Source organism: Sphingobium sp. TomMM7A (assembly GCF_055397305.1).
In genome coordinates, this window is sequence record NZ_AP027311.1 from 640,093 (window position 1) to 665,680 (window position 25,588).

Below are 25,588 nucleotides of genomic sequence, written 5' to 3' on the forward strand. Positions count from 1 at the left end.
ATCCCGCATTGCCCCTTGCCGGTCCTCCGGCTAAGGGGCTTTGCTTTCCGCGCCATCAGGGGAAGTCAGGCGAATGACCGGAGAGAGCGCCGCCACCGTCGGCATTATCATGGGATCGAGATCCGATTGGGAAACCATGCGCCACGCGGCCGAGACGCTGAGCGCGCTTGGCGTCCCGCACGAATGCAAGGTCGTGTCCGCTCATCGCACGCCGCAACGCCTTTATGACTATGCGACCGGCGCGGTTTCCCGTGGTCTGAAGGTCATCATCGCCGGGGCAGGGGGCGCGGCCCATCTTCCCGGTATGACCGCGTCTATGACCCGCCTTCCAGTTCTTGGCGTGCCAGTGGAATCCAAGGCGCTCAAGGGCATGGATTCCCTGCTTTCCATCGTCCAGATGCCCGGTGGCATCCCTGTCGGCACCCTTGCCATCGGCAAGCCCGGCGCGATCAATGCGGCGCTGCTCGCCGCCTCGATTCTCGCCACCACTGATGATGCGCTGGCCGAACGGCTGGACATGTGGCGCGAAAAACAGACCGACGATGTCGCAGAGACGCCAGAATAAGATGACGACCATCGCGCCCGGTTCCACCATCGGCATCCTTGGCGGCGGCCAGCTCGGCCGGATGATCGCGATCGCCGCCGCGCAGCTTGGCTACCGCACGCATATCTATGCGCCGGAAGAAAGCGGCCCCGCCGCAGACGTGTCCCGCTCCTGGACTCGCGGCGCCTATGAGGATGCCGCCGCGCTCGCCGCCTTCGCCGACAGCGTCGACGTCGTCACCTACGAGTTCGAGAATATCGACCCTTCTGCCGTCGAAGTCCTTTCCACCCACGGCCTCGTTCGCCCCGGCGCGCAGGCGCTCCGCGTGGCGCAGGACCGCCTCGCCGAGAAGAATTTCGTCCGTGATCTCGGCGGCCTCACCGCGCCCTTCGCGTCGGTCGAAAGCCTTGATGATCTCCATCAGGCCATCGCCGCGATCGGCAGCCGTGCGATCCTGAAGACCAACCGCATGGGCTATGATGGCAAGGGGCAGGCGCGCATCAATGATCCCGCGGACGCTCCCGCCGCCTGGGACGCCATCGGCCAGCAAAGCGCGATCCTGGAAGGTTTCGTGACTTTCGAGGAGGAGTTTTCCGTCATCCTCGTGCGCGGCGCGGGCGGCGAAGTTCGCTTCTGGGATTCGCCCGCCAACGTCCATGTCGATGGCATACTCTCCACCTCCACCGCCCCCGCTGGCCCCCGCATAGAGGTACAAGTTGAAGCGGCGCGCGCCCTGGCTGCGCAGGTGGCGCAAGCGCTCGGTTATGTCGGCGTCCTGACGCTGGAATTCTTCGCCAGCGCCGATGGCCCCGTCTTCAACGAAATGGCGCCCCGCGTCCACAATAGCGGCCACTGGACGATCGAGGGCGCGGTCACCAGCCAGTTCGAAAACCATGTCCGCGCCATCTGCGGCCTGCCGCTGGGCGACACTAGACTGGCGGCACGGCGAGTGCAGATGCACAACCTCATCGGTGAAGAAGCCGACGCTTGGGCTGCGATCCTGTCCGATCCCGCCGCGCATCTGCACCTCTATGGCAAGCATGAGGCCCGCCCTGGTCGCAAGATGGGCCACGTCACCCGGCTTACCCTGTGAGCGAGGCCCAGGAAGTCGTCCTTGTCCTCGCCCGTGCCGATAATGGCGTGATCGGCAAGGACGGGGGGCTGCCCTGGCGGTTGCCCGCCGACCTCAAGCATTTCAAGGCGCTGACCATCGGCCACCCAATGATCATGGGGCGCAAGACCTTCGACAGCCTGCCCGGCCTGCTGCCCGGCCGCCGCCACATCGTCCTAACCCGCGATACTGGCTGGATCGGGGAGGGGGCAGAAATCGCGCATGACGTCACGTCCGCCCTTCGCCTCGCCGACGGCCCCGCCGCCATGGTGATCGGCGGCGCAGAGGTCTATCAGCTCTATCTGCCCCACGCTGACCGCATTGAACTAACGGAAGTGCATTTCGATGCCCCCGGCGACGCCGTGATCCCTTATCCCGACACTACGCAGTGGGAGGAGGCAGCCCGCGCCGATCATCCGGCGGAGGGCGCCTATCCCGCCTACAGCTTCGTCACTTTCCGCCGCCGCGCTGCGCCATGATGTCGCATTGCCAGCGCCCGACCATCTCCCTATAGCCAGCGCCATGGAGCGGCTGGAAAGCGGCGTCCCGATCCCTGCCCATTTGCGCGGGAGCATCATGGCGCTGGGCAATTTTGACGGATTTCACCTCGGTCATCAGGCTGTCGTTGGCCGCGCGGTGGAGCGTGCCCGCGCGGAAGGCCGTCCCGTCATCGTCGCGACGTTCGACCCGCATCCGATGCGCCTGTTTCGCCCGGAAAACCCCTGGTTCCGCCTCACCAGCCTGGACCAGCGGCAGCGCCTGTTCGCCGCCGCCGGTGCCGACGCGATGTTGGTATTCGCCTTCACCCGCCAACTCGCCGCCTTGAGTCCTCAGGATTTCGTCGATCTGCTGGTAGACGGCATGGGCGTCGCGGGTGTGGTCACGGGACAGGATTTCACCTTTGGCCACGGCCGCACCGGCACTGTCGCCACGCTTGCCGAACTCGGCGCCGCGCGGGGCATGAGCGCCGAAGCCGTCGCGCCGATCACGGACGAAGGCGGGGAGGTGGTCTCCTCCAGCCGCATCCGTGCCGCTCTAAAAGCCGGAGACTGCGCCACGGCAACGCGGCTGTTGACACGCCCCTTCGCGGTGCAAGGGCTGGTCCAGCATGGCGACAAGGTCGGCCGCACGATTGGCTTCCCCACCGCCAATGTCGATCTCGGCCATTACATCCGCCCGGCCTATGGCATCTATGCGGTACGCGGCCTGCTGCCCGATGGCCGTGTCCTCGACGGCGCGGCCAATCTCGGCATCCGTCCCAGCTTCGATCCGCCGAAGGAATTGCTGGAGCCGCACTTCTTCGATTTCTCCGAAAGCCTCTACGATCAATGCATCGAGGTGCAGTTGATCGAATTCCTCCGACCCGAAGCGAAATATGAAGGCCTGGAAGCCCTCACGGCCCAGATCGCCAGGGACTGCGACGCCGCGCGGCAAATCCTTGCGAGAACGCCGCACCTCGCCTAATGCCCGCCCATTCATTTCCAACCCCGTTCGCTTCGAGCGAAGTCGAGAAGCAGATAGTGCAGCGCCGCGTTTCTCGACTGCGCTCGAAACGAACGGAAGTCTGTAGATAGTCCCACATGACCGACCAGCCTCGCCAAGAAACCAAAGACTATAAAAGCACCGTATTCCTTCCCGTAACCGACTTCCCGATGAAGGCGGGCCTTGCGCAAAAGGAACCGGCGATCCTCGCGCGCTGGGAAGAAATGGACCTGTACGGCAAGCTGCGCGAACGGCGGAAGGGCCGCGAACGCTTCATCCTCCACGACGGCCCGCCCTATGCCAATGGCGACATCCACATGGGCCATGCGATGAACAAGGTGCTGAAGGACATCATCGTCCGCAGCCAATCCTTGCTTGGCAAGGACGCGCCCTATGTCCCCGGCTGGGACTGCCACGGCCTTCCGATCGAATGGAAGATCGAGGAGGAATATCGCAAGAAGAAGCAGAATAAGGACGAGGTTCCCGCGCAGGAATTCCGCGCCCAATGCCGCGCCTATGCGGACAAGTGGGTCGGCGTGCAGAAGGAGCAGTTCAAGCGCCTCGGCGTCATGGGCGACTGGAACGATCCCTATCTCACCATGAAGTTCGATGCCGAAGCTACCATCGTGTCTGAACTGCTGAAGTTCGCTGAGAGCGGCCAGCTCTATCGCGGCGCCAAGCCCGTCATGTGGTCCCCGGTCGAAAAAACCGCGCTGGCCGAGGCGGAAGTCGAATATGAGGATATCGTCTCGACGCAGATCGACGTGGCGTTCGAGATCGTCGAAGCACCGAACGCGCCTGAACTGGTCGGCGCGCATGCGGTGATCTGGACGACGACGCCCTGGACGATCCCGGTCAATCAGGCTTTGGCCTATGGGCCGGAGGTCGACTATGTGTTGCTTGAAGGGGAGGGCCGCAAGTTCATCGTCGCCGAAGCGCTGATCGGCGCGTTCAAGGAGCGCTCTGGTCTGGTCCATGCCCAGCCCCACAAGCACTTCAAAGGCGCCGAACTCGCCGGAGCCGTCGCCCGCCACCCGATGCACGCCCTCGGCGGCTTCTTTGCCAAGCCGCGCCCGTTCCTCCCGGGCGATTTCGTCACCACCGACGCGGGCACCGGCCTCGTCCACATGGCACCCGACCATGGCGAGGACGACTTCGCGCTCTGCAAGGCGAACGGCATCAACCCGGTGTTCGCCGTCGAGAATGACGGGAAATATCGCGAGGACTGGCTCTGGCTCGGCGGTCAGGGAAGCGTCATCAATCCGAAATTCGTCAGCAAGGACGGCCCGATCTGCACCGATCTGCGCGAAGCGGGCGGCCTGCTCGCCGCGTCCGATGACTTCAAGCACAGCTATCCCCATAGCTGGCGCTCCAAGGCCAAGATTATCTTCCGCTGCACCCCGCAATGGTTCATCCCAATGGACCGCGCGATCAGCGATGGCGTAATCCCACGCTGCGCCGAGGAAGAGGCCATCCTCGCCCGCCAAGGCAATGGCGCGACCCTGCGTGGTACGGCGCTCGACGCGATCGAGAACACCCGCTGGGTGCCCGAACGGTCGATCAACCGCATCCGCTCGATGGTGGAGGGCCGCCCCGACTGGGTCATCAGCCGCCAGCGCGCCTGGGGCGTGCCTATCGCCCTCTATGTCCACCGCAAGACCGGCGAGTATCTCGTTGATAAATCCGTGAATCAGCGTATCGTTGAAGCCTTCAAGGCAGGGGGCGCGGATGCTTGGTTCGGCGCTGACCATCAGGCGTTGCTCGGCCCCGACTACGACCTCAACGACTATGAGGTGGTCAACGACATTCTCGACGTCTGGTTCGACAGCGGTTCGACCCACAGCTTCGTTGTAGAAAGCCGCTATGGCGAAGGCGTCCGCGCCGATCTGTACCTCGAAGGGTCCGACCAGCATCGCGGCTGGTTCCAGTCCTCCCTGCTCGAAAGCAGCGGCACCCGTGGCCGCGCGCCTTATGACGCCGTCCTCACCCACGGCTTCGCGCTGGACGGGCAGGGGCGCAAAATGTCGAAGAGCCTCGGCAATGTAGTCGATCCGCTGAAGGTCATCGCCGAAAGCGGCTCCGACATCCTGCGCGTATGGGTTGCCAGTACCGACTATTTCGATGACGTCCGCATCGGCAAGGAAGTGCTGGCTGGCTCATCCGACGCATACCGAAAACTTCGCAATACTTTCCGTTACTTGCTAGGCGCTCTTTCGGATTTTTCGGAAGAAGAGAGGCTGCCCGTCACGGAAATGCCGGAGTTGGAGCGCTACATGCTCCACCGCCTCGCGGCTCTCGACGCAGAGCTTAAGGGCGTGGTCGAAAAGGCTGCGGGAAGCGAAAACTGGCTAGAGTTCAGCCGCTACACCCGCGCGCTGTTCGATTTCGCCAATAGCGACCTCTCGGCCTTCTTCTTCGACATCCGCAAGGACTGCCTCTACTGCGACGCGAAGACCGATCCCAAGCGCCGTGCCTATCGCACCGTGCTCGACACGCTCTTCCACGCGCTCGTCCGCTACGCCGCGCCGATCATCCCTTTCACGGCTGAGGAAGTTTGGCAAAGTCGCTATCCAAACCACGAAGAAAGCGTGCATTTTCTGGAATGGCCAGAGGTTGACGCAGCTTGGCTTAACCAAGGCTTGGACGACAAATGGACTGAAATCCGCAACCAGCGTGATCAGGTCAATGAAGCCATCGAACCCCTCCGCCGCGAAAAGGTCATCCGCTCCAGCCTTGAAGCCGATGTGGCCATGGGCATGAAGGTTGCCAGCGACGGTGTGAACTTCGCCGAAATCGCCATCGTCGCCCGCATCGAAACGGGTGTCGGAGACGGCATCGTGGTCAAGCCGAGCGAGTGGCACAAATGCGGTCGCTGCTGGCGTCTGCTGCCCGAAGTCGAGGAGGACGGCACACTCTGCAACCGCTGCGACGAAGTGCTGGCAGGTTGAAAACCTTCTGTCCTACAGGCGCAGGCTTCGGCTATAGCCCACGGCCTACCGCCCGGCGGCAGGTGAACAATATTATGATGGCGCTTTTCAGGGATATGTTCGTGTCACCTTCATCACCAAAAAAGCATGTGGTGCGCCACTGATGGCAACTGTCAATCACCGCCCGCTCGGCCTGATCGTCGCGATCGTCACGCTCGCGCTGGACCAGCTCATCAAATATACCGTCACCTATCCGCTCGCGCTCAAGAGCCGGATGGATGAAGGGATCGAGATCCTGCCGATATTCCGCCTGCGCTGGCTGGAAAATCGTGGGGTTTCGATGGGCTTCTTCCATGCCGACACGAACATGATGCGCTGGCTTCTCGTGGGCATGACGATGCTGATCGCTGGCTTTGTCGGCGTGTGGATGTGGCGGGAAAAGGCGCGGCAGGATGTCGCGGCCCTTGGGTTGGTCCTCGGGGGTGCCATTGGAAATATCGTTGATCGTGTTCGCTTGGGCTATGTTGTCGATTATGCCGATCTGCACTTTGGCGAATGGCGGCCATTTCTCATATTCAACCTGGCCGACGCCGCGATCACGATCGGCGTGCTGATCCTGCTTGCACGGGCGTTGCTGCTGCGCGAGAAGAGCGCAAAGACGGAGTCACTGAACTGATGCGTAAACTGATCCTCGCCGCTGGCCTGATTTCCATGCTGTCCGCCTGCGGTGGCGGCGGCGGCCTGTTTAATCGGGCTCGCCCCGATGAGTTCGCCGTCTCGCGTCAGGCGCCGCTCGTGATCCCGCCTGATTATGCGCTGGTCCCGCCTGCGCCGGGTACGCCTGCCGCTGCGTCGGTTGATTCGAGCCGTGCTGCCATGGAAACCATGTTCGGCGGTCCTGCCCAGCGCAGCGCGGCTGAAAGCGCGGCGTTGAACGAAGCAGGCCGTGCCAATGCGGCGGCAGGCATCCGCTCCTCCGTTGGCGATCCGGGCACGGAAGTCGTCGACAAGGGCGCCGCGACCCGCGAAATCATCGCCGCGCCGGAAGGTGACGGGCAGGACGCCCGCGCTGCGATCCCGCAGCAGTAAGGCAGTAAGAAACTAGGGCTGGCTCTCGACGAAGTTCTTGAGCCTGCCCAAAGTCTCGTCCCACTGGCTTGAGACCTGAGCAAGCCAATCTCGCGCGTCCGCGATCGCTTCAGGCTCGAGGGTGAAAAGCACCTCACGCCCGGATCGTGTGCGGCGCACCAGTCCCGCGCCCAGCAGGACGTCGAGATGCTTCGCAACCGCTTGACGGCTGATCAGCAGGCCCTCACCCAATTGCGCGATCGATCGTTCCGTCCCATCGGAAAGCCGCCCAATCAACCCTAAGCGTGTGACGTCACCCAATGCGGCAAACAGCCGCGCAGGCGCTTCCTCAACCTTCAACATATTTTCGGATATTCTTCACCTGCTCTGCCCAACCGCCGTCGTTGGAGCGCATGACATTACTCCTGCGCGGCTCAGGCACCTTGTCAAACCCGCTTTCCGTGACCGTCAGCAATGTGCCGCTGCCCGCGGGTTCAAGCAGAAACTCGACCAACGTCCATTCCGGCACCGGTACGCCGCTGTCCATCAACTGCTTGTCTCCGCCAGTCGCAGGCCATTCAAAGGCAAAGCGCCTCATGGGCTCGATTGCAACGACCCGCGCTTCCCAGCGATATTCTTCAAAACCGGGATAGGTCATATGCCCCGTCGATGCCTGACCCGCGACAAAAGGCTGATCCAGAGCGACCTGAAACCAGGCTCCGAACTTTTCATGATCAATCAGCGCGTCCCAAACTCGTTCGACCGACGCGGCGATTTCGATGCTTTTACTGATAGAATCCACCATATAAGCAACCTCCAGGCTGCTTATATGCGTTTTGCTTCCTGATATGCAACCATTTGGTTGTTCCTAGGCCCGGGCTTCTGACGCTATACCGGCGCTGTTATGCCGTAACGCCGTCAACACGGTGTCGATGATCGCTGCTGCATCCAGCCGCGCGTCTGCATATTGCAATTCCGGCTTGTCCTGATCCTGGAAAACATCCGGCAGGCGCAGCGTACGCAGCTTCAGGCCATTGTCGATCAGCCCCAGATCACTCGCCAGCGTCAACACATGGGCGCCCAAGCCCCCGATGGCGCCTTCCTCTACCGTCACGGCAACTTCGTGGGTGGTGAGCAGGCGACGGATCATCGCTTCGTCCAAGGGCTTGGCGAAGCGCAAATCCGCTACCGTGGTGGATAGGCCCTTCGCTTCCAGCGCCTCAGCGGCGCGCAGCGCTTCCTCAAGACGGGTGCCGAGCGACAATATGGCGACTTGTCGGCCGTCCCGGACGATTCGTCCCTTGCCGATCTCCAGCTTCTCGGGCGTCGCGGGTAACGGCACGCCCACGCCATTGCCACGTGGATAACGGACGGCGATCGGCCCGCTGTCATGAGTGGCGCAAGTGCGGACCATGTGGACCAGCTCTGCTTCGTCGGAAGCGGCCATAACGACCATATTGGGAAGCGTGGCGAGGTAGGTGATGTCGAAGCTGCCCGCATGGGTTGAACCGTCTGCACCCACCAGCCCGGCCCGATCGATAGCAAAGCGCACCGGGAGATTCTGGATCGCGACATCATGCACGACCTGATCATAGGCGCGCTGGAGAAAGGTCGAATAGATCGCGCAGAAAGGCCGCATGCCCTGTGCCGCAAGCCCAGCAGCGAAGGTCACCGCATGCTGTTCGGCAATCCCCACGTCGAAGGAACGTTCAGGGAAAGCCTCCGCGAACTTGTCGAGACCCGTACCCGACGGCATGGCAGCGGTAATCGCGCAGATAGTGCTATCGCGCCGGGCCTCGGCGACCAGGGCGTTGGCAAACACCGCAGTATAGCTGGGCGGCCCCGGAGGTGCCTTTGCTTGCGCACCGGTGATGACGTCGAACTTTTGGACGCCATGATATTTGTCTGCTGCCGCTTCCGCTGGAGCGTAGCCTTTGCCTTTCTGGGTCACGACATGAACGAGGCACGGCCCTTCAGCGGCATCGCGGACATTTTCCAGAACGGGTATCAACTGATCGAGATTATGGCCGTCGACAGGGCCGACATAGTAGAAGCCCAGTTCCTCGAACAAGGTCCCACCCATCGCCATGCCGCGGGCAAATTCATCGGTTTTGCGGGCGGCATTGTGGAGGGGGCGGGGCAATTTGCGCGCAAGCCGCTTGGCTAGGTCGCGCAGGCCCAGAAATTCGCGGCTCGATACCAGGCGCGCGAGGTAGGCGGAAAGGCCGCCAACCGGGGGGGCGATCGACATGTCATTGTCGTTCAGGATCACGATCAGCCTGTTTCCGGCCTCGCGCGCGTTATTCATGGCTTCATACGCCATGCCCGCGGACATGGCGCCGTCGCCGATCACTGCTATGCCCTTGCCCGGCTTGCCTGCGAGCTTGCTGGCCACGGCAAAGCCCAGTGCCGCGCTGATGGATGTCGAACTATGGGCCGCGCCGAAGGGGTCATATTCACTTTCGGCCCGCTTGGTGAAGCCCGAAAGGCCGCCGCCCTGGCGAAGGGTACGGATGCGGTCGCGCCGACCGGTCAGGACCTTATGCGGATAGCATTGGTGGCCCACATCCCAGACCAGCTTGTCATTGGGCGTGTCGAAAACATAATGGATGGCGGTGGTGAGTTCGACCACTCCCAGCCCTGACCCCAGGTGGCCGCCAGTCACCCCGACGGCAGAAATCACCTCCTGCCGGAGTTCGTCGGCAAGCTGAGGGAGCTGCTCGGGCTTGAGCGTGCGCAGATCCGCGGGCCAGGTGACCTGGTCGAGCAGCGGCGTTGTGGGACTGTCATTCATTAAAGGCATAGACTCCCAAGCGCGCTAAGCCGTTCCGGATCAAAGCGCAACGCCTGCGTCACGCCACGCACTTGGCGCAGGTCCCGAGTATCTCGATCACGGGCCGTTCTGCCCGGAATCCTTGATGTTCCGCCACGGCGCGGACGTTGTTCGTCACCACATCGTTATCGACATGGGTCGCTTCCTTGCAGTTGCGGCAGACGAGGAAGATGCAATCATGATGGCAGCCCGGATGTGCGTTGGCGATATAGGCGTTCGCGCTTTCCACGCGCATGGCAATGTTGTTCGCCACGAACAGGTCGAGGATACGATAGACGCTGTTCGGCGCCACTCGCTTTCCGCGAACCTTGGAGACGCTGTCGGCAATGTCATAGGCCGACGTCGGCTTTTCTTCGGCGGCGAGCGCATCGAATATCGCAGCGCGCATCGGCGTCCACTGCTCGTTCTGCGCTTCCAGCGCGTTGCGGGCTGCGTCGGCCAGGCTTGCGCCAGTGGGTTCGTGATGATGATGGTGTTCGGCCATATGGGTCAATCTATGCGTGGGTGGGTTTGGGGGCAAGGGCGGCCTGTCAGGCGCGCCAATAGGCCCAAGCCGCCCACAACCACCCCGCAATCATCAACGTGCCACCGATAGGCGTCACAGCGCCTAGCCAGCGGGGACCTCCTGCGGCCATGGCATAAAGGGTGAATGCAAACATCGCGGCACCCGCCAGAAGCAGCAACGCCGGGCCGCGCGCGCCATTAGACAGTGTCAGTGCGGCAACTGCGTGGATCAACTGATATAAGCCGCCAGTCCGCAACCATTCAGCCGCTTCGTGGCTGGATGCGCCATGGGCACCGAAAGCGCCAGCAGCGATGGCGAGTGCTGCTGAAAGCGAGGCCAGGACCGGGATCATGCGTTTTCCTCTTCTTCTCCCCGAGCCATCAGGCGCATCCGCCTGCCGGGCCTGAACATCAGTTCCTTGGCGGCCAGCAACGTTCCTTGCTCGCCCTGGACCGTCAGCCGCTGATCGTCATTTTCGCGATATTTGCGTTCAACCTCTTCTATTTCCGCCTGCGGCACGCCCAGCGTGTCCATCGCCTGGATTCCCATGCAAATGGCGGATTCGAAAACCTCGCGGACAATCCCTGCAAGATCCATATCCTTCAACGCGAGCAATTGCCGCCGGTCGAAGGCGCGAACGAGCAGTGCGGCCTGAGGGAATGCCTCGGCGATAGGTTCCAGTACCCGGCTGTCCAGCGACGGATCGTCATGGCAGAAAGCGATCAAGCGAGCTTCTTCGGCTCCGGATCGGCGGAGCAAATCGATTCGCGTGCCATCGCCATAATAGACTTTCATGTCGAACCGGCTCGATACCTCGATCTGGGCGGGCTTCTTGTCGATCAATACGACCTCGAACCCGTGCCCCATCAGCATCTGGGCCACAGTCTGTCCGAAACGCCCATAGCCCACGATGATCGCGGTTCCGCGCGTTGCCTCGTCCGGGCCAGCGGGATTCCGCTGACCTTTCGGCTGCGCGAACTCCAGCCTTCGGGCAAAGAGCATGAGAAATGGCGTCGTGGCCATGGAAAAGGTCACAATCGCGCTGAACAGGCTGGCGCCCTGAGGAGCGATCAAAAGGGCCTTTTGCGCCTGGGCGAAAAGAACAAAGCCGAATTCGCCGCCCTGGCTGAGCAACAGGCCCGCGCCGATCGCCTGCGTCCATTCCATGCCGAACAGCCGGGCAAGGCCGGTGATCAGCAATGCCTTTGTCATGACGAGCATCACCGCCATGCCGATGACGAACAAGGGGTTCGCCGCGACAGCATGCAGGTCCAGCACCATCCCGACCGCGAGGAAGAACAGACCCAGCAGGATCGATCGGAATGGTTCTACATCCGCTTCGATTTCATGCCGATAGGGGGAGTCGGCCAGCATCACGCCTGCGACGAACGCGCCCAGCGCCGTCGACAGGTGAAGCGCATGCATGAGGGCAGCGGCGGCAAGAACCGTGAACAATCCGACTGCCACGAACAATTCACGCTCGCCCAACCGTCCCACTAGCTGAAGCAGAGGGCGAAGGATGAAACGCCCAGCCAGTACCAGTCCTGCGATGGCAGCAACCGTATGGCCCGCAAGTTGGATGCCTGGAGGGCCTCCAACATCCGCGGGGTTGCGTGACAATGCCGCCACTATGGTGATTAGCGGGACGATCGACAGATCCTGAAAAAGCAGGATCGAAAAGACTTTCTCGCCAAAAGGAGAGTTGATGCGTCCACTGCTTTTAAGGCTGGGCAGAACCTGTGCCGTGGAAGACAGCGCCAGGGGGAGGCCGAGCGCGATAGCTGCGCCCCAGGTGAAGCCGGTCGAAAAATAGATGATCGCGGTCAAAGCCAAACCGCAGAGCACCACCTGAGCAAGGCCAAGGGCAAAGATGTCACGTTTCAATCGCCAGAGCCGTGCCGGATGAAGTTCAAGGCCGACGAGGAAAAGCAGCAGGACGATGCCGATTTCGGCAATCGCCAGCTTCGATTCCGCCCCGCCTACCAGGCCAAGACCTTGTGGGCCGACCAACGCCCCGGCAACCAGATAGCCCAGCACTGCGCCAAGGCCGAAACGGCGAAACAGCATGACGAACAGCACCGCCGCCCCCAGCAGGATTACGCCTTCAGACAGCAGGAGGTCGGTTGCGTTGAGGGGCGCGTGCGCCGCCGCCGCAGGGGGAGTAGGCATCAGGCCTCCGCCGCGCGTGCGGCTTCTGCCACCGCCTCGAAACTAAGCCGGATGGAGGCGTGACGCGCCGGATATCCACGGGCTGGAGCGAGGACGGTCAACCCCGGCCAGAAATTCAGATCATCGCCTTCGCCAGTGAGATACGCAGTCAACTTGTCTCGCGCGGTCTCGAGTTCGGCTGTTGTCAGGCCAATTGCCTGAGCCGACATAAGCGCAGCCGAAGCCTGGCCGAGTGCGCAGGCTTTAACGTCCAGACCTAGCTCGACCAGCTTCCCACCTTCCATTCTTACGTCAGCTGTCACTCGTGATCCGCAAGTGGGCGATCGTTTTTCTGCGGTTGCCTGCGGCTGTGCCAGTCGCCGGTGATGCGGGATACTGGCGGCGAGGCGCAATATGTCCTTGTTGTAGAGGGGGGCGCTCATCCTTCCCCTGTAGGACAGCTAGGCCGCCTGAGAAAGGCCGCAGATATCATCGGTAGATTATTCGCAGTTTGGCTGCGGCATTGGCGGCATGTCGTCGCGCCGTGGCATGCCGCCAGCCCAGCTCACCCGTCAATCACATCAAGGTTCCTGGTCTCCATCGGTCGGCTGTGTCGGCACGATCCGCGGCGGCGGCGTAGCCGGGACGGCGGGGGCGGGTGGCGCTTCAGGCTGGCCGATGGGCAGGCGCAGCTGATTGGGGCCTATGTTGACCGACACCCCGTCCTCATCGACACCCAGGCTCATATTGCCCAGGCCCCCTTCCACCGTCACATTGGCGATTGCGTTGACGAGGTCGCTATCCTGTTGTTCGGGCGGTGTTTCGACAGGTTCGTTGATTGCTCCGGCCATGAAGTTTCGCCAGATGCGCGCAGGAACGCCGCCGCCTGCCGCGCCGCCGGGGAGCGGGGCATTATCATCATTGCCGATCCAGACGGCCGTCACCAGCCCACCGGCATAACCGACGAAGATCGCGTCACGGCTATCCTGAGTGGTTCCCGTCTTGCCGAATGTGCTGGTGCGAAGTGCCGCTGCGCTGCCCGTTCCCCGGTTTGCGGCTGACGACAACAGATCGCGGATCATTTCGAGCTGATCCTGGCTGAAGTGACGCTGACGGCTCATCAGGCGGCCGAACCACCCCTGTTCTTCCGGAGGCAGGCCGTGGGCGATGACGGGATAGGCACCCGCAGCCACGGTGGCATAAGTCTGCGCGAGCTGGATGAGCGGAATTTCGGACGTGCCCAGCGCAAGGCTGAGATCTTCTGTCAGCGGTGCCGTGATGCCCAGGTCGCGCGCCACCTTTATGACAGCATCAACGCCCACCTTTTGTGTCAATCTGACTGCCGCCACATTGCTCGACGCCGCGAATGCCTGACGCAAGGTGATGCGCCCGCGATATTTGCCGCCGTGGTTGGCGGGCCGATAGGTCCCGCTGGTGATCGGCGTGTCCTCGATAAAATCCTCCGGCGTCATTCCGGATCGGAATGCGGCCAGATATACGAAGAGCTTGAAGGTCGATCCGGGCTGCCGCTTTGCTTGCACGGCCCGGTTGAAGCTGCTGGCGCGATAATTTTTGCCGCCGACCATGGCCACGACGCTGCCGTCGGGCTTCATCGCCACCAGAGCTGCTTCGGCCTGGCCCAGAGGTGCCCGGCGGATTGCGGCTTCGGCCAGGCGCTGGACCCGCCAGTCGAGCGTTGTTGGAACAGTCTGTGCTCCATAAACCGCGCCCGCGCGGTCCCGCGCCTCGGGCAGCACCCAGTCGGCGAAATAAGTGCCGGTCGTCGGATCGGGCGTTTCGCGCACGTCCAGCCGCGCTGGGCGCAGCCCGTTGCGTTCGGCCTTGCTGATATAGCCAGCGTCCACCATCGCCTGCGTCACGAGGGCGGCGCGCTCCCGTGCTCCTTTCAGATTTGTAGTCGGCGCGAGGCGAGAGGGCGCCTTCAGCAATCCCGCGAGCATTGCGGCCTGCGGAATGGTGAGCCGTTCGGGCTGGCGGCTGAAATAGTGCAGCGAAGCCGCGCGCAATCCATAGACATTGTCGCCGAAATAGACGTTCGACAGATAGCGTTCGAAAATCTGATCCTTGGTCAACCATGCTTCCAGCCAGAAGGCAATCAGCGCCTCCCGCGCTTTTCGTCCGAAAGTTCGGTCGCTGGAAAGGAACACACCCTTGGCAAGCTGCTGGGTGATGGTGCTCCCTCCCTGCGACGAACCGTCCGACCATAGATTATGCCAAGCGGCTCGTACTATGCCTCTCGGATCGACGCCCCAATGGCTGTAAAAGCGCCTATCTTCGATCGCCATGAAAGCTTGAGGCACATGTTTGGGCAGTTCTGCCATCGAAACGGGGCGATCGATTATCGCGCCGCGACGGGCGATGAGATGACCGTCGGCGGACATAAGGCTGACGCTTGGCGGTGCGATCGGCTTCAACGATCGAGAAAGCGGCGCGGTGACTGCCAGCCAGGCTATCACGAGCATCAGCAGTGCGAGCAGTCCAGCGATGATCCATCCTGTGACATGCAACCGCCTTCGCCAGGGCGTGGATGGAGCGAAGGCGCTGGGTGGCCCTGCTCCGAACTCGCGGGGTGGCTGATCGGGCTGAGGCGCGGGCAGGGGATCTTTCATTGGCTCCAGCATGCTGTATTATCAGATTGATACAGTCAATAGCGTCCTGTCTCGGGACACTCTCGGGTTAACCACGATAATGGGTGGCCGAAATGGTGAATCAGGCGTTAACTCGATGCCATGCGAACGCGTCCGCTTATCCTTACGAACGAAGCTGCCCGCCATCCTTTTCGTCAGCGGCTCCCTCGTCACGTCCTGACGGTGAAGGAAGTTTCGGCCTCCACCTCGGACGAGAGTGACTGGAAGCTATTTGTCCTCAGCTTCTGCGCATTTTTTACGGCATTCTACAGCTTCATCTTCTGATCCGGGGGCCTCAGTCGCAGGCTTTGTGAAGGGTCCATGCGATCCATGCGCAGGGGAGGCATAGCGCCGCCACCAGCAAAAGCTGGTCGATGACAGACATGCCTGCGATGCTGAGGCCAATTGCAAAAAATGATCCGAGAACCATGGCGCCTGAATTGACGATGTTGTTAGCGGCTACGGTGCGGGCAGCTTCGCACTTTTCGACCGTCGTCGTGAGGAATGCATAAAGCGGCACCACGAACATGCCGCCGAATGTCGCCACACCAAGCAGACATGCCGATAATGCTAGCGCCAGGGGATGGGCAAGAAAGCCCTTCAGCGAAAGCATCGCGCCGCTTCCGTCAGGCGTCCATAGATCACACACAATGTGAAATGCGACGATGCACAGGCCCATGCCAATGACGGATGCGGGTGCGTAACGCGCCGACACATGCCCCTGTAGCAGCCGGTTGATCGCAATCGATCCAATCGCGATGCCCACGGAAAAGATCGCCAGGAACAAGCTGGCCACCGACTTGTCCGCCGCCAGCACATTTTTGACGAGCGGCGGGAACTGGATGAACAGGATTGAGCCGACGGCCCAGAAGACGCTGATTGCCATGATGGCCAGATAGAGGCGCCGGATATGCATTGTACCCCGCACCAGCGCGATCGATGACCGGATGATGTGGAAGTCGATCGGCTGCCTTTCCAGCAACGAAGGCGCGGGTGGAACTTCTCGGCCTGCCACATAGCCGATCGCAGCTGTCACGACGATGCCGATGGCTGCGACCTCCACGGGAATCAGGCCCGCCAGGATCGTTCCGGCAAGGATGGCGATATAAGTTCCAGCCTCTACCAGGCCTGTGCCGCCAAGCACTTCGTCATCATGCAGGTGCTGAGGCAGGATGGCGTATTTGATCGGGCCGAAGAAAGTGGAATGGACGCCCATGGCAAAGAGTGCGCAAAGCAACAGCGGAATGGCCACGCCATGGATCGCTATGCCGCTCCAGATCAGCCCCAGGCCAACGGCGCCAACCAGCATTATGGCGATCTCGGCTGCTTTTACATATCGTATGATGACGGCCTTGTCCCGCTGATCGGCGAGTTGGCCCGACAGCGCGGACAGAAGGAAAAACGGCAGGATGAATATGCCCGTCGCCAAGGCGCTGAACCAGGTTTCCGACCGTTCGTCATTATAGACGCTGTACACGACGAACAGCACCATCGCATTTTTGAACAGGTTGTCGTTAAAGGCCCCGAGCAATTGAGTGATGAAAAGCGGCAGGAAACGTCGCTTGTTAAGGAGCCTGAGTGAGGCTTGCATAGGCAAGAAGGTCTTCTTCGCTGTGGACGAGCGGAGCGGGGTCTAGCGGCTGCCGCGTCGGCTGTCCAACGCATCCGGATGAGAAGCGGTCGAGCCCCTCATCACGGCTGCTTGTGCTATGCGGCGGACTGTGGCAGTCCGCCGCCATGCTGACGCTGCCCAATCTGCTGACGCTTTCGCGGATACTGACCGTCCCGTTGCTTGTCGCGTTGCTCTGGCCCGCAGAGGTCGGTGCTCGCTGGACGACCGGCTATGCCTTTGCCTTTGGGCTTTATTGTTTGATGGGCATCACCGACTATTTCGATGGCTATCTGGCGCGAGCCCAAGGAACCGTTTCGAAGCTGGGCGTCTTTCTGGATCCCATCGCCGACAAGATCATGGTGGGCGCAGTCATCTTGATGTTGGCCGCCACTCGGGACATCGCGGGTATTCACATTGCTGCCGCCATGATCATTCTACTGCGTGAAATCGCCGTGTCAGGGCTGCGGGAGTTTTTGGCAGGACTTCAGGTTTCCGTGCCGGTGTCCCGCTTGGCCAAATGGAAAACCACCTTTCAACTGATAGCCTTGGGCGCACTGATCCTGGCGGGCGCGGTGCCCGCATTTCCCTTGGTTCAGTTGCTGGGTATCGTGACCCTCTGGGCCGCAGCAATACTGACTTTGATCACCGGTTGGGACTATCTGCGGGTCGGTATCAAGCATATGGACTGATGCGTGGTTAAACTCGAAATCCTCTATTTCGCTTGGGTGCGAGAAAGCATCGGCTGCGATGGTGAACAGGTCGATCGGCCTGGCGCCGATATGAGTGTCGCAAATTTGATTGCGCAGCTTGCGGAACGGGGAGGCCGCTATGCTGAGGCGTTCGGTGATACTGGGCGGCTGCGCGCAGCGTTGGATCAGCGCTTTGTGCCACTCGAAACGTTGATCGGGCAAGCGAAGGAGCTGGCGATCTTTCCCCCGGTCACTGGCGGATGAACCGCGCTGCCATCCAGACGGAGGATTTCGACGTCGGCGCCGAGTTGGCGCTGCTGGAAGCTGCGGGAGGCGGGGCTGTTGCCAGTTTCACAGGGGTCGTGCGCGGCGATAATGCGCTAGTTTCACTCGAACTTCAGCATTATCCGGCGATGACGGCAGCTCAGGTCGAGCGGATAATCGACCAAGCGACCGCGCGTTGGCCGCTTTTGGCCGTGAGCGTGATTCATCGCTTTGGAAAGCTCAAGCCAGGTGAGCACATCGTTTTTGTCGGCACGGCCTCTCGTCATAGGGCAGCCGCGCTGGAAAGTTGCGCCTTTCTGATCGATTGGCTGAAGTCTGACGCGCCCTTCTGGAAGAAGGAGCATTTTGCCGATGGAGCGGCCGCCTGGGTGGAGGCGCGCGTCGAGGATGAGACGAAGGCGCGCGATTGGACCCGCTGAAGATCAGGCGGCTACACTGGATTGCGGCAAATCGGCGGCATCGCGCAGAAGTTCGGCGAGCAGGCGAAATTCCTTTTCCCTCGGACTATTCTTACGCCAGACCAAAGCAATGTCACGGTGCGATCGGTCGGATCGCAGAGGCCGTACGGCGATCTGTGTGTGATCCAATATACCGCCCGTAATGGCCATTTCCGGCATGATCGTCATACCAAGGCCATTATCGACCATCTGAACCAGTGTATGGAGGGAAGTGCCCATCATCATCGCGCTCGAACGGATTTCGGGGCGGTTGCACGCGGCAAGAGCATGGTCCTTCAGACAATGACCATCTTCCAGTAATAGCAGCTTCGTCTCATCGATCATGTCAGGCGCCACCCACTCGGGCGGGTCGCGTGGATCATCTTGAGGAAATGCGACATATAGCCGGTCCTGGAACAGCAGTTCGCTGTCCAGCTCCCCGGTGGGAAAGGGTAGGGCAAGGAGGACACAGTCCACGTTGCCGTGACGAAGTGACTCGATTGCCGTCTGCGTCGTCTCCTCCCGGAGGTAAAGCTTGAGTTCGGGCCTGTCCGCTCTCAGGCGGGGGAGCAGGCGAGGCAGCAAGAAAGGCGCGATCGTTGGGATCACGCTCATGCGCAACTCACCGGTGAGCGGCTTGCCCGAGGCTTCGGCGATAGCCGCAAGTTCCTCCGCTTCGCGCAGAACGCGATGCGCTTTCTCCACGATACGGTCGCCCAGAGCCGTGAAGCGCACCACCCTTCGCGTCCGTTCAACCAGCGTCACGCCGATCAGCGATTCCAGTTCGCGGATACCCGCCGAAAGCGTGGATTGCGTGACATAGCAGCTGTCGGCTGCCTTGCCGAAATGCCCGTGCTGTTTCAGCGTAACAAGATATTGCAGCTGTTTCAGCGTGGGCATGTAACTCGACATCGATCGCCTTTCTCGATTAGAAAGCCGAAGATAAGAGCGTCAGCCGATATATCCAAGCCATTTGGCTACGCCGAACAGGGATGTGAGCGTCAGGATTGTACCAACCGCTGTGAATAGCATCCGGGGTGCGACGTGACGGGCAAGCATTGCGCCAAAGGGTGCCGCTATTATGCCTCCGAGCAACAGACCGACGGTGTAGGTCGTGAAAGCCTCCCAGCCCAGATGGAGCATGAAGGTGAGGCTGATCGCCAGCGTCAGAACGAACTCGACGGTGTTGACCGTGCCGATAGTATGCCGTGGACTGGACCCTTGGATAAGGAGGTTCGAGGTGACGATCGGCCCCCAGCCGCCGCCGCCCGAGGCGTCCATGAAACCACCGACAAGGCCAAGCGGCGCTACCCACTTCGGGTCTCTTGGATGAGGTGGCAGGTGAAAGCCGCGCCAGATCAGATAAACGCCAATTGCGGTCAGGTAGAGTTGAACGAAAGGCTTGATCACTGATCCGTCGATGTTTGAAAGAATGTAGGCTCCCGTCACGCCGCCAATGACGCCGGGAATGATGAGGCGTGAAAATAGCCGCCAATCTACGTTCCGGTGGGCGATGTGGCTTATGGCCGAGACAGCGGTCGTGAAAGTTTCGGCGGCGTGTACGCTGGCGGACGCCCGGCTGGGCGGCACGCCCAACGCAAGAAGCAGGGTGCTGGAAATCACGCCGTACGCCATTCCCAAAGCACCATCGATCATCTGGGCGCCGAAACCGATCAGGATAAAGGGTAGAAGTTCGCTGAGATGAGCGAGGATGGGATCGGTCATTCAAAGGCCCCTGTTGATTGTCTACCGCATTGCTTGGTATATCATAGCTCTCCAAGAAACATTCTGTTTTATGGTCAGAAGCCGAAATAGCCACGCATCTGGAAAACGGATTATGGCGGGCCTATGTAGTAGCCTTCGGTTTTCAGGGGCCGCTGTATGCTGCGCAATCTTATTGGCTATTTGGACTCGGTCAAATCGCGTGACCCGGCTCCGCGCTCGCGGGCTGAAATTCTCCTGTACCCGGGGGTTTGGGCTCTTGGGTTTCACCGCGTCGCACACAGGCTTTACGGTCTTCGGCTCTATTTCATGGCGCGCGCGGTCAATCATTTTTCCCGCTTTCTCACCGGCAACGACATCCATCCCGGTGCGCGCATCGGCAAGCGGTTCTTCATTGACCATGGCTTCACAGTGATTGGTGAAACGGCTGAAATCGGTGACGATGTCACTCTTTATCAGAATGTGACACTTGGCGGCACCGATCCCGCGAACGGCATTGCAGGCAAGCGTCACCCAACCCTGGCCGATGGGGTCATCGTCGGATCGGGCGCTCAGGTGCTTGGTCCTGTATATGTCGGCGCGCGCGCGCGCGTGGGTGCTAACGCAGTGGTCACGAAAAATGTGCCCGATGGCGCAACCATGGTCGGTATTCCGGCTCGGCAAATGGTTGTCGATGTCACCGCTTATCAGCGTGAATTCCTGCCCTATGGTACGCCCTGTAGCGACTGCCATGATCCGGAAAAATATAAGCTGGAACAGCTTCAGCAAGAAATCGAGGAGTTGCAGAAGCGTCTGGCAGAGCTGCTGGAGCAGCGGCAGGAAGGGGCTCATGAACCCCGTGATGATGATATCCCCTTGTTCCAGGAGCGTGGTCGCGCCTGATGAGCAATGTGACCCCGTTCCCATCTCAAGCCAATCCGATGGGGCAGACGGGGTTCGACCGACTGGAATTGCAACGCATCATGGATCTTTATGGCCGGATGGTGTCCGCCGGTCATTGGCGTGACTATGCGATTGATCTTGGCCATGACGCAGCAGTTTTTTCCGCCTTTCGGCGGGCCGCCGAACGCCCGGAATATCGCATCGAGAAGCGGCCTTCGCTCCGTCATCGGCAAGGAATGTGGGCGCTGATCGGGGAGGCCGGGAGCATCCTAAAACGAGGTGCTGAACTTCAGGGCATTCTTGCGCCCGTCGAGCGCAGATTGCTTAAGATTGTGCGGGATTAGCGCTGTTTCTGATTGCGAGTGTCCGATATCGCGAAGACCAAAGGTGGCCGCCGATAAGGGGTGCCAGAGCCAACGACGAATAAGGCCGATGATGACTTTGCCGAAACTGTTTGAAGATCGTTTATCCTTGCCGCTGATAGCGTCTCCGATGTTCATCGTGTCCCAGCCCGCGCTTGTGATCGCTCAATGTCGCGCTGGCATCGTGGGTTCATTTCCTTCGCTCAACGCACGGCCTTCAGGCGTGTTCGAAGAGTGGCTTCAACTTCTCCGCCGGGAGCTGACTGAGGATGACGCGCCTTTCGCGGTCAACCTTATCGTCCACAAGACAAATGCCCGCTTGGAGGAGGATCTGGCTCTCTGCGTGAAATATCGCGTCCCGATCGTGATTACCTCGCTGGGCGCTCGCGCCGACGTCAACGAAGCGGTCCACAGTTACGGTGGCCTTGTGTTCCACGATGTCATCAACAACATGTTCGCGAGGAAGGCGATCGAAAAGGGGGCAGACGGCCTGATTGCGGTTGCCGCGGGGGCAGGAGGCCATGCTGGCACATTGTCGCCGTTCGCGCTGGTTGAAGAAATCCGCGCATGGTTTGACGGCCCTTTGATCCTGTCAGGTGCGATCGCAACCGGCCGAGCGATTGCGGCTGCCCGCATGATGGGGGCTGATCTGGCCTATATCGGCTCTGCTTTCATCGCGACGGAAGAAGCGAACGCCGACCCCGAATATAAGCAAATGATCGTAGACAGTAGCGCGGCCGACATCGTCTATTCGGATCACTTCACCGGCGTTCATGGCAATTACCTGAGACCGAGCATTACGGCCGCCGGGCTGGACCCCGACAAGCTGGCGAATGCCGCCGGCATGGATATCGCCGCTATGGCGGAGGATGAGAAAAAGGCCTGGCGCGACATTTGGGGGGCGGGCCAGGGCATTGGCGCGGTCGAGAAAATTCAGCCCGCCGCTTCATTCATAGAGCAATTGAAGGCGCAGTACCTTGATGCCATTGCATCCTTCCAGTCAAAGGAAGGCGCGTAGTGCTGCAAGGAATGCGTCAAACCGGTCGTGGTGCAACCAGTGTCCGGCTTCGCCAAATTCTACCAGTCGCGCATCACGGAAGTGCGCTGCCCTGCCGTCATTCACCGGATTCGATGCCCAACTGTCCAGACCCAAGCAAAGGAGTACGGGGCAGTGAACCCGCGACCAGAACTGAGGTAGATCATCCCCAACCATGTCTTGCGGCGGCGTTTGGCGAAGATATGGATCGAACTTCCAATCATAGCTGCCATCTTCATTGCGGTTCACGCCATGAACCGTCAGATGCAGCGCTTGTTCTCCTGACAGGTGGTCGTTCCGTTCCCGCATGCGCGCGACTGCCGCTTCGAGCGTGGGATAGTGACGCGGCTGCCTGCGAGCGCTCGCGCGGCGCTGCTCGATCCATTCGCGCCAGCGATCGGGTGCGGGATGGGCTGCCCTGTCCTTAAGCCTCTCGGGGGAAAGGCCCAGCCCCTCGATCGCGACCAGGCGGTCGACGCGCTCCGGGAAGAGCCCCGCATAGCGCAACGCGATAGACCCTCCCAACGAATGGCCCACCAGAACAACCTTGTCCCGCCCAACCTGCTCCACTAGCTGGGCGAGGTCATAGACGAAGTCCGCCGTAAGATAGGTGCCTTCGGTAGACCATGCGCTGTCGCCATGGCCCCGAAGATCAGGAACCACGACATGGAAGTCACGCGCGAGTGCCCGGGCCGTCCAATCCCAACTACGCGCATGATCCAGGGCGCCATGCAACAGGATCAAGGTGGGAGCGGAGCGGTTCCCCCAATCCACATAATGCAGGCGAGTGCGCAGCGAAGTGAAGAAATGTGATGTCGGGCTTAGGGTGGCGACGTTGTCCGGACATTCGCCAAGCGGGCTGGCAAAATTTGGGGTGATATTCATGTCCTCGGGAGCACTCCGCGATTCTGGACGGCCAGCATCATAACTTAATCATTATAGCAGCATTTTTGAGAAAATTGATGGTGATAGTGAGCGGGGTGCCCGCTCTTAGCGTACCAAAGTGGGAGATGCTGAAGAAATGATTGGGTCGATCAAAAGCCTTCTGATCGCCCAAACGGAATCACCCGGTCAGCGGCCCGATCATGATGGGCCAAGGCCACCATGCGCGCTAGATCGGCCTGTTTGAATGGCTTGTCGAGCCTCAGCCGTTTTGTGGCGCCGGTGGGCAGTTCAGCATATCCCGTGATGATGATGACGGGCAAGCCGGGATGGCTTTCAGTCAGGGCGTCCGCCAGTTGCGCTCCCGTCATATGAGGCATTGCGTGGTCGGTGATGACAAGATCCACGTCACCCTCTGTCAGCATTCGTAGGGCATCAACTGCTGACCCTGCCTGAAATACGGCATGTCCCAATTCCTCGAGCATGCCCGCCGTGTTTGTGAGAACCAAGTCATCGTCATCGACCGCCAATATGACAAGCGGCTGATCTGTGGGCTCAACGATGGTCGGACTTTGGCACTCGTCCTCCTCCGCGTCGATCTCATCAGCAGCCACTGGGAGCCAGAGTGAGACAGTCGAGCCCTGTCCCGGCTCGCTTGAGATGATCAGCGACCCGCCGCACTGCTGGGCAAAGCCGTGGACCATGGAAAGGCCGAGGCCAGTGCCCTTGCCTACGCCTTTGGTGGTGAAGAACGGCTCACGAGCCCGAGCGAGGGTATGTTCATCCATGCCTTCCCCCTCGTCGATGACCGAAAGGCGGACATAATGGCCACAGGGTAAATCAGGCCGTTGTTCGGCCGTAAGATGAGCCTCGGCACCTTCGACAATGATCCGGCCTCCGTCCGGCATCGCATCGCGAGCGTTCACGGCAAGGTTGAGCAGCGCCAGTTCCAGCTGCGCTGGGTCCGCATGCGCGGCGCTGAGGGACAGGGGGAAACGAGTCTCTATTGTCACAGTGGAGCCCAAGGTCGATTTCAGCAACCCGGCCATGTTTCGCACCAGGGCGATGCAATCGATGCTGGCCAATTTCAACTCCTGGCGCCGGGCAAAGGCTAGCATGCGCTGGGTCAAGATGGCCCCGCGATCGGCCGCGGTCATCGCATTGTCGATATAGCGCGAAATGTCGGCTCCGGTTTGTAGCCGCTGCCTTGCAAGGTCCAGGCTTCCCATGATGACGGCGAGCAGGTTGTTGAAATCATGAGCGACGCCGCCCGTCAGCTTGCCGATCGCATCCATCTTCTGCGATTGGAAAATGGCTTCACGCGCTTCTTCCAGTGCCAGTTGAGATTCCCGTCGCTCGGTTAGATCACGCGTGATCTTGGCAAAACCTATGAGGTGGCCCATGGGATTGCGAATGGCGTCGATGACGACGTTGGCCGAAAAGCGCGACCCGTCCTTGCGAATGCGCCATCCTTCCGCTTCAAAACGCCCTTCTCGGGTTGCTGTTTCAAGAGCGCGGGATGGTATCCCGGCCATGCGGTCTTCTTCCGAATAGAAGCGGGAGAAATTCTGGCCCAGTATCTCGTCTGCGGTGTATCCCTTGAATCGCTCTGCGCCCGCGTTCCAGCTTGTGATGGTGCCCACGGGGTCGAGCATATAAATCGCATAGTCGGTGACGCTTTCCACCAGCAGGCGGAAGCGCTCTTCGCTTGCCCGTAGCGCTTCATCGGCCACCCGCCGTTCCGTCAGGTCGCGCGTCACCTTGGCAAAGCCAATCAACTTGCCTGCGGGGTCGCGGATGGGGTCGATGACGACGCTTGCCCAGAAGCGCCCGCCATCCTTGCGCACGCGCCATCCTTCGGCTTCGAACCGCCCTTCGTGTTCCGCTGTTTCGAGCGCAAGGGCAGGGATGCCCGCCGCCTGATCTTCCGGGGTGTAGAAGCGGGAGAAATGTTGGCCGACAATCTCTTCGGCCTCATATCCCTTGAACCGGCGCGCTCCTGCGTTCCAACTAACGATCGTGCCATTGGTTGAGAGCATGTAGATCGCGTAATCAGTAACGCTCTGGACAAGCAATTCGAAGCGGTTTCCAGAGTCCTCCGGCGCCGCCGTGTTCATAAGTTCCCCATTAAGTTATTGTATCTTATCAAAACGGACAAACACCCCGAACGGTTCATCGTTCCGTTGGTGAGCTGTCAATCTACCACCCAGCCTATATCGCTCTATTAACTAAAGCATATTTTTGAGGGGTTTGAGGAAAAGAGTCCACGCGGGGAGCTTTTCAGCGGGGCTGAGGGAGGTCGTTGACCTTCCCCGGATCAGCCGCTAATCCCGGCGGCGTCGCGGGTGTAGCTCAATGGTAGAGCTTTTGCTTCCCAAGCAAGTGACGAGGGTTCGATTCCCTTCACCCGCTCCA

27 protein-coding genes and 1 tRNA gene are annotated in these 25,588 nt (G+C 60.7%); 15 read left to right on the forward strand and 13 right to left on the reverse strand.

Going from position 1 to position 25,588, the window contains the following annotated elements; all coding sequences use genetic code 11:
* Positions 1 to 73 precede the first annotated feature (73 nt).
* From purE to ACZ5ZH_RS03360, 7 genes are all read left to right on the forward strand, one after another.
* On the forward strand, positions 74 to 565 hold the full coding sequence (gene purE, locus ACZ5ZH_RS03330) for a 5-(carboxyamino)imidazole ribonucleotide mutase (protein ID WP_449471893.1): 492 nt from the start codon (positions 74 to 76) through the stop codon (positions 563 to 565).
* Position 566: 1 nt separating this feature from the next.
* Entirely contained in the window at positions 567 to 1,637 is a 1,071-nt protein-coding gene (locus tag ACZ5ZH_RS03335; RefSeq protein WP_464772170.1) for a 5-(carboxyamino)imidazole ribonucleotide synthase, read from the forward strand.
* Positions 1,634 to 2,134 carry a dihydrofolate reductase gene (locus ACZ5ZH_RS03340; protein ID WP_464772171.1) on the forward strand — a complete coding sequence of 167 codons (501 nt, stop codon included), beginning with the start codon at positions 1,634 to 1,636 and terminating at the stop codon, positions 2,132 to 2,134. The genes ACZ5ZH_RS03335 and ACZ5ZH_RS03340 overlap by 4 nt, the downstream gene beginning before the upstream one ends.
* Before the next feature lie 43 nt (positions 2,135 to 2,177).
* A complete protein-coding gene (locus ACZ5ZH_RS03345; protein WP_464772172.1) occupies positions 2,178 to 3,119 on the forward strand; it encodes a bifunctional riboflavin kinase/FAD synthetase in 942 nt (313 codons plus the stop codon).
* Positions 3,120 to 3,235: 116 nt separating this feature from the next.
* Positions 3,236 to 6,085, forward strand: coding sequence for an isoleucine--tRNA ligase (gene ileS / locus ACZ5ZH_RS03350; protein ID WP_464772173.1), 2,850 nt, complete (start codon positions 3,236 to 3,238; stop codon positions 6,083 to 6,085).
* A 142-nt stretch (positions 6,086 to 6,227) separates the two neighbouring features.
* The gene (gene lspA / locus ACZ5ZH_RS03355) at positions 6,228 to 6,740 is read left to right on the forward strand and encodes a signal peptidase II (RefSeq protein ID WP_449471899.1); all 513 of its coding nucleotides are present in this window, start codon (positions 6,228 to 6,230) and stop codon (positions 6,738 to 6,740) included.
* Entirely contained in the window at positions 6,740 to 7,153 is a 414-nt protein-coding gene (locus tag ACZ5ZH_RS03360; RefSeq protein ID WP_464772174.1) for a DUF3035 domain-containing protein, read from the forward strand. The genes lspA and ACZ5ZH_RS03360 overlap by 1 nt, the downstream gene beginning before the upstream one ends.
* A gap of 12 nt (positions 7,154 to 7,165) precedes the next feature.
* Here ACZ5ZH_RS03360 and ACZ5ZH_RS03365 read toward each other — a convergent pair whose 3' ends face one another.
* The 8 genes from ACZ5ZH_RS03365 to ACZ5ZH_RS03400 form a co-directional block, all read right to left on the reverse strand.
* Positions 7,166 to 7,495 carry an ArsR/SmtB family transcription factor gene (locus tag ACZ5ZH_RS03365; RefSeq protein ID WP_464772175.1) on the reverse strand — a complete coding sequence of 110 codons (330 nt, stop codon included), beginning with the start codon at positions 7,493 to 7,495 and terminating at the stop codon, positions 7,166 to 7,168.
* On the reverse strand, positions 7,482 to 7,937 hold the full coding sequence (locus ACZ5ZH_RS03370) for an SRPBCC family protein (protein ID WP_464772176.1): 456 nt from the start codon (positions 7,935 to 7,937) through the stop codon (positions 7,482 to 7,484). Before ACZ5ZH_RS03370 ends, ACZ5ZH_RS03365 begins: the two co-directional genes overlap by 14 nt.
* A gap of 63 nt (positions 7,938 to 8,000) precedes the next feature.
* On the reverse strand, positions 8,001 to 9,935 hold the full coding sequence (dxs, locus tag ACZ5ZH_RS03375) for a 1-deoxy-D-xylulose-5-phosphate synthase (RefSeq protein ID WP_464772177.1): 1,935 nt from the start codon (positions 9,933 to 9,935) through the stop codon (positions 8,001 to 8,003).
* A 49-nt stretch (positions 9,936 to 9,984) separates the two neighbouring features.
* Positions 9,985 to 10,449, reverse strand: coding sequence for a Fur family transcriptional regulator (locus ACZ5ZH_RS03380; RefSeq protein WP_449471907.1), 465 nt, complete (start codon positions 10,447 to 10,449; stop codon positions 9,985 to 9,987).
* Positions 10,450 to 10,495: 46 nt separating this feature from the next.
* Complete coding sequence (locus ACZ5ZH_RS03385) at positions 10,496 to 10,822, reverse strand: DUF423 domain-containing protein (protein WP_464772178.1); 327 nt, start codon at positions 10,820 to 10,822, stop codon at positions 10,496 to 10,498.
* Positions 10,819 to 12,639, reverse strand: coding sequence for a cation:proton antiporter domain-containing protein (locus ACZ5ZH_RS03390; RefSeq protein ID WP_464772179.1), 1,821 nt, complete (start codon positions 12,637 to 12,639; stop codon positions 10,819 to 10,821). Before ACZ5ZH_RS03390 ends, ACZ5ZH_RS03385 begins: the two co-directional genes overlap by 4 nt.
* The gene (locus tag ACZ5ZH_RS03395) at positions 12,639 to 13,061 is read right to left on the reverse strand and encodes an iron-sulfur cluster assembly scaffold protein (protein ID WP_464772180.1); all 423 of its coding nucleotides are present in this window, start codon (positions 13,059 to 13,061) and stop codon (positions 12,639 to 12,641) included. Before ACZ5ZH_RS03395 ends, ACZ5ZH_RS03390 begins: the two co-directional genes overlap by 1 nt.
* Positions 13,062 to 13,199: 138 nt before the next feature.
* On the reverse strand, positions 13,200 to 15,260 hold the full coding sequence (locus ACZ5ZH_RS03400; protein ID WP_464772181.1) for a transglycosylase domain-containing protein: 2,061 nt from the start codon (positions 15,258 to 15,260) through the stop codon (positions 13,200 to 13,202).
* A 108-nt stretch (positions 15,261 to 15,368) separates the two neighbouring features.
* Between ACZ5ZH_RS03400 and ACZ5ZH_RS03405 the strand changes: the two genes are divergently transcribed.
* Positions 15,369 to 15,551 (forward strand): hypothetical protein, encoded by a 183-nt coding sequence (locus ACZ5ZH_RS03405; protein WP_464772182.1) that lies wholly within the window; start codon positions 15,369 to 15,371, stop codon positions 15,549 to 15,551.
* A 10-nt stretch (positions 15,552 to 15,561) separates the two neighbouring features.
* Here the strand turns inward: ACZ5ZH_RS03405 and ACZ5ZH_RS03410 are convergent, their stop codons facing one another.
* Positions 15,562 to 16,857, reverse strand: coding sequence for an MFS transporter (locus ACZ5ZH_RS03410; RefSeq protein WP_460987867.1), 1,296 nt, complete (start codon positions 16,855 to 16,857; stop codon positions 15,562 to 15,564).
* Between the two features lie 146 nt (positions 16,858 to 17,003).
* On the opposite strand from ACZ5ZH_RS03410, the gene pgsA reads away from it, so the two are divergent.
* From pgsA to ACZ5ZH_RS03425, 3 genes are read left to right on the forward strand one after another with little or no spacing between them, the layout of a single operon-like run.
* Positions 17,004 to 17,567: a CDP-diacylglycerol--glycerol-3-phosphate 3-phosphatidyltransferase gene (pgsA, locus tag ACZ5ZH_RS03415; RefSeq protein ID WP_460987868.1), complete on the forward strand. Its 564-nt coding sequence runs from the start codon at positions 17,004 to 17,006 to the stop codon at positions 17,565 to 17,567.
* Between the two features lie 3 nt (positions 17,568 to 17,570).
* Positions 17,571 to 17,831 (forward strand): MoaD/ThiS family protein, encoded by a 261-nt coding sequence (locus ACZ5ZH_RS03420; RefSeq protein WP_460987869.1) that lies wholly within the window; start codon positions 17,571 to 17,573, stop codon positions 17,829 to 17,831.
* Entirely contained in the window at positions 17,828 to 18,271 is a 444-nt protein-coding gene (locus ACZ5ZH_RS03425; protein ID WP_460987870.1) for a molybdenum cofactor biosynthesis protein MoaE, read from the forward strand. The genes ACZ5ZH_RS03420 and ACZ5ZH_RS03425 overlap by 4 nt, the downstream gene beginning before the upstream one ends.
* Before the next feature lie 3 nt (positions 18,272 to 18,274).
* On the opposite strand, the gene ACZ5ZH_RS03430 is transcribed toward ACZ5ZH_RS03425, so the two are convergent.
* Both ACZ5ZH_RS03430 and ACZ5ZH_RS03435 read right to left on the reverse strand, forming a co-directional pair.
* Entirely contained in the window at positions 18,275 to 19,201 is a 927-nt protein-coding gene (locus ACZ5ZH_RS03430) for a hydrogen peroxide-inducible genes activator (protein WP_464772183.1), read from the reverse strand.
* Between the two features lie 39 nt (positions 19,202 to 19,240).
* Positions 19,241 to 20,014 (reverse strand): sulfite exporter TauE/SafE family protein, encoded by a 774-nt coding sequence (locus ACZ5ZH_RS03435; RefSeq protein ID WP_464772184.1) that lies wholly within the window; start codon positions 20,012 to 20,014, stop codon positions 19,241 to 19,243.
* Positions 20,015 to 20,170: 156 nt separating this feature from the next.
* Here ACZ5ZH_RS03435 and epsC point away from each other — a divergent pair, with 156 nt between their 5' ends.
* The 3 genes from epsC (at position 20,171) to ACZ5ZH_RS03450 (ending at position 22,273) form a co-directional block, all read left to right on the forward strand.
* A complete protein-coding gene (epsC, locus tag ACZ5ZH_RS03440) occupies positions 20,171 to 20,893 on the forward strand; it encodes a serine O-acetyltransferase EpsC (RefSeq protein WP_464772185.1) in 723 nt (240 codons plus the stop codon).
* A complete protein-coding gene (locus ACZ5ZH_RS03445) occupies positions 20,893 to 21,237 on the forward strand; it encodes a DUF2794 domain-containing protein (protein WP_449471930.1) in 345 nt (114 codons plus the stop codon). The genes epsC and ACZ5ZH_RS03445 overlap by 1 nt, the downstream gene beginning before the upstream one ends.
* Positions 21,238 to 21,328: 91 nt before the next feature.
* A complete protein-coding gene (locus ACZ5ZH_RS03450) occupies positions 21,329 to 22,273 on the forward strand; it encodes an NAD(P)H-dependent flavin oxidoreductase (protein ID WP_464772583.1) in 945 nt (314 codons plus the stop codon).
* Here the strand turns inward: ACZ5ZH_RS03450 and ACZ5ZH_RS03455 are convergent.
* Together ACZ5ZH_RS03455 and ACZ5ZH_RS03460 are read right to left on the reverse strand one after the other, a co-directional pair.
* Positions 22,256 to 23,176: an alpha/beta fold hydrolase gene (locus ACZ5ZH_RS03455; RefSeq protein WP_460987875.1), complete on the reverse strand. Its 921-nt coding sequence runs from the start codon at positions 23,174 to 23,176 to the stop codon at positions 22,256 to 22,258. The two genes, ACZ5ZH_RS03450 and ACZ5ZH_RS03455, sit on opposite strands and share 18 nt — an antisense overlap.
* A gap of 149 nt (positions 23,177 to 23,325) precedes the next feature.
* A complete protein-coding gene (locus tag ACZ5ZH_RS03460; RefSeq protein WP_464772186.1) occupies positions 23,326 to 25,290 on the reverse strand; it encodes a hybrid sensor histidine kinase/response regulator in 1,965 nt (654 codons plus the stop codon).
* Between the two features lie 224 nt (positions 25,291 to 25,514).
* On the opposite strand from ACZ5ZH_RS03460, the gene ACZ5ZH_RS03465 reads away from it, so the two are divergent.
* Positions 25,515 to 25,588: transfer RNA gene (locus ACZ5ZH_RS03465), tRNA-Gly, on the forward strand.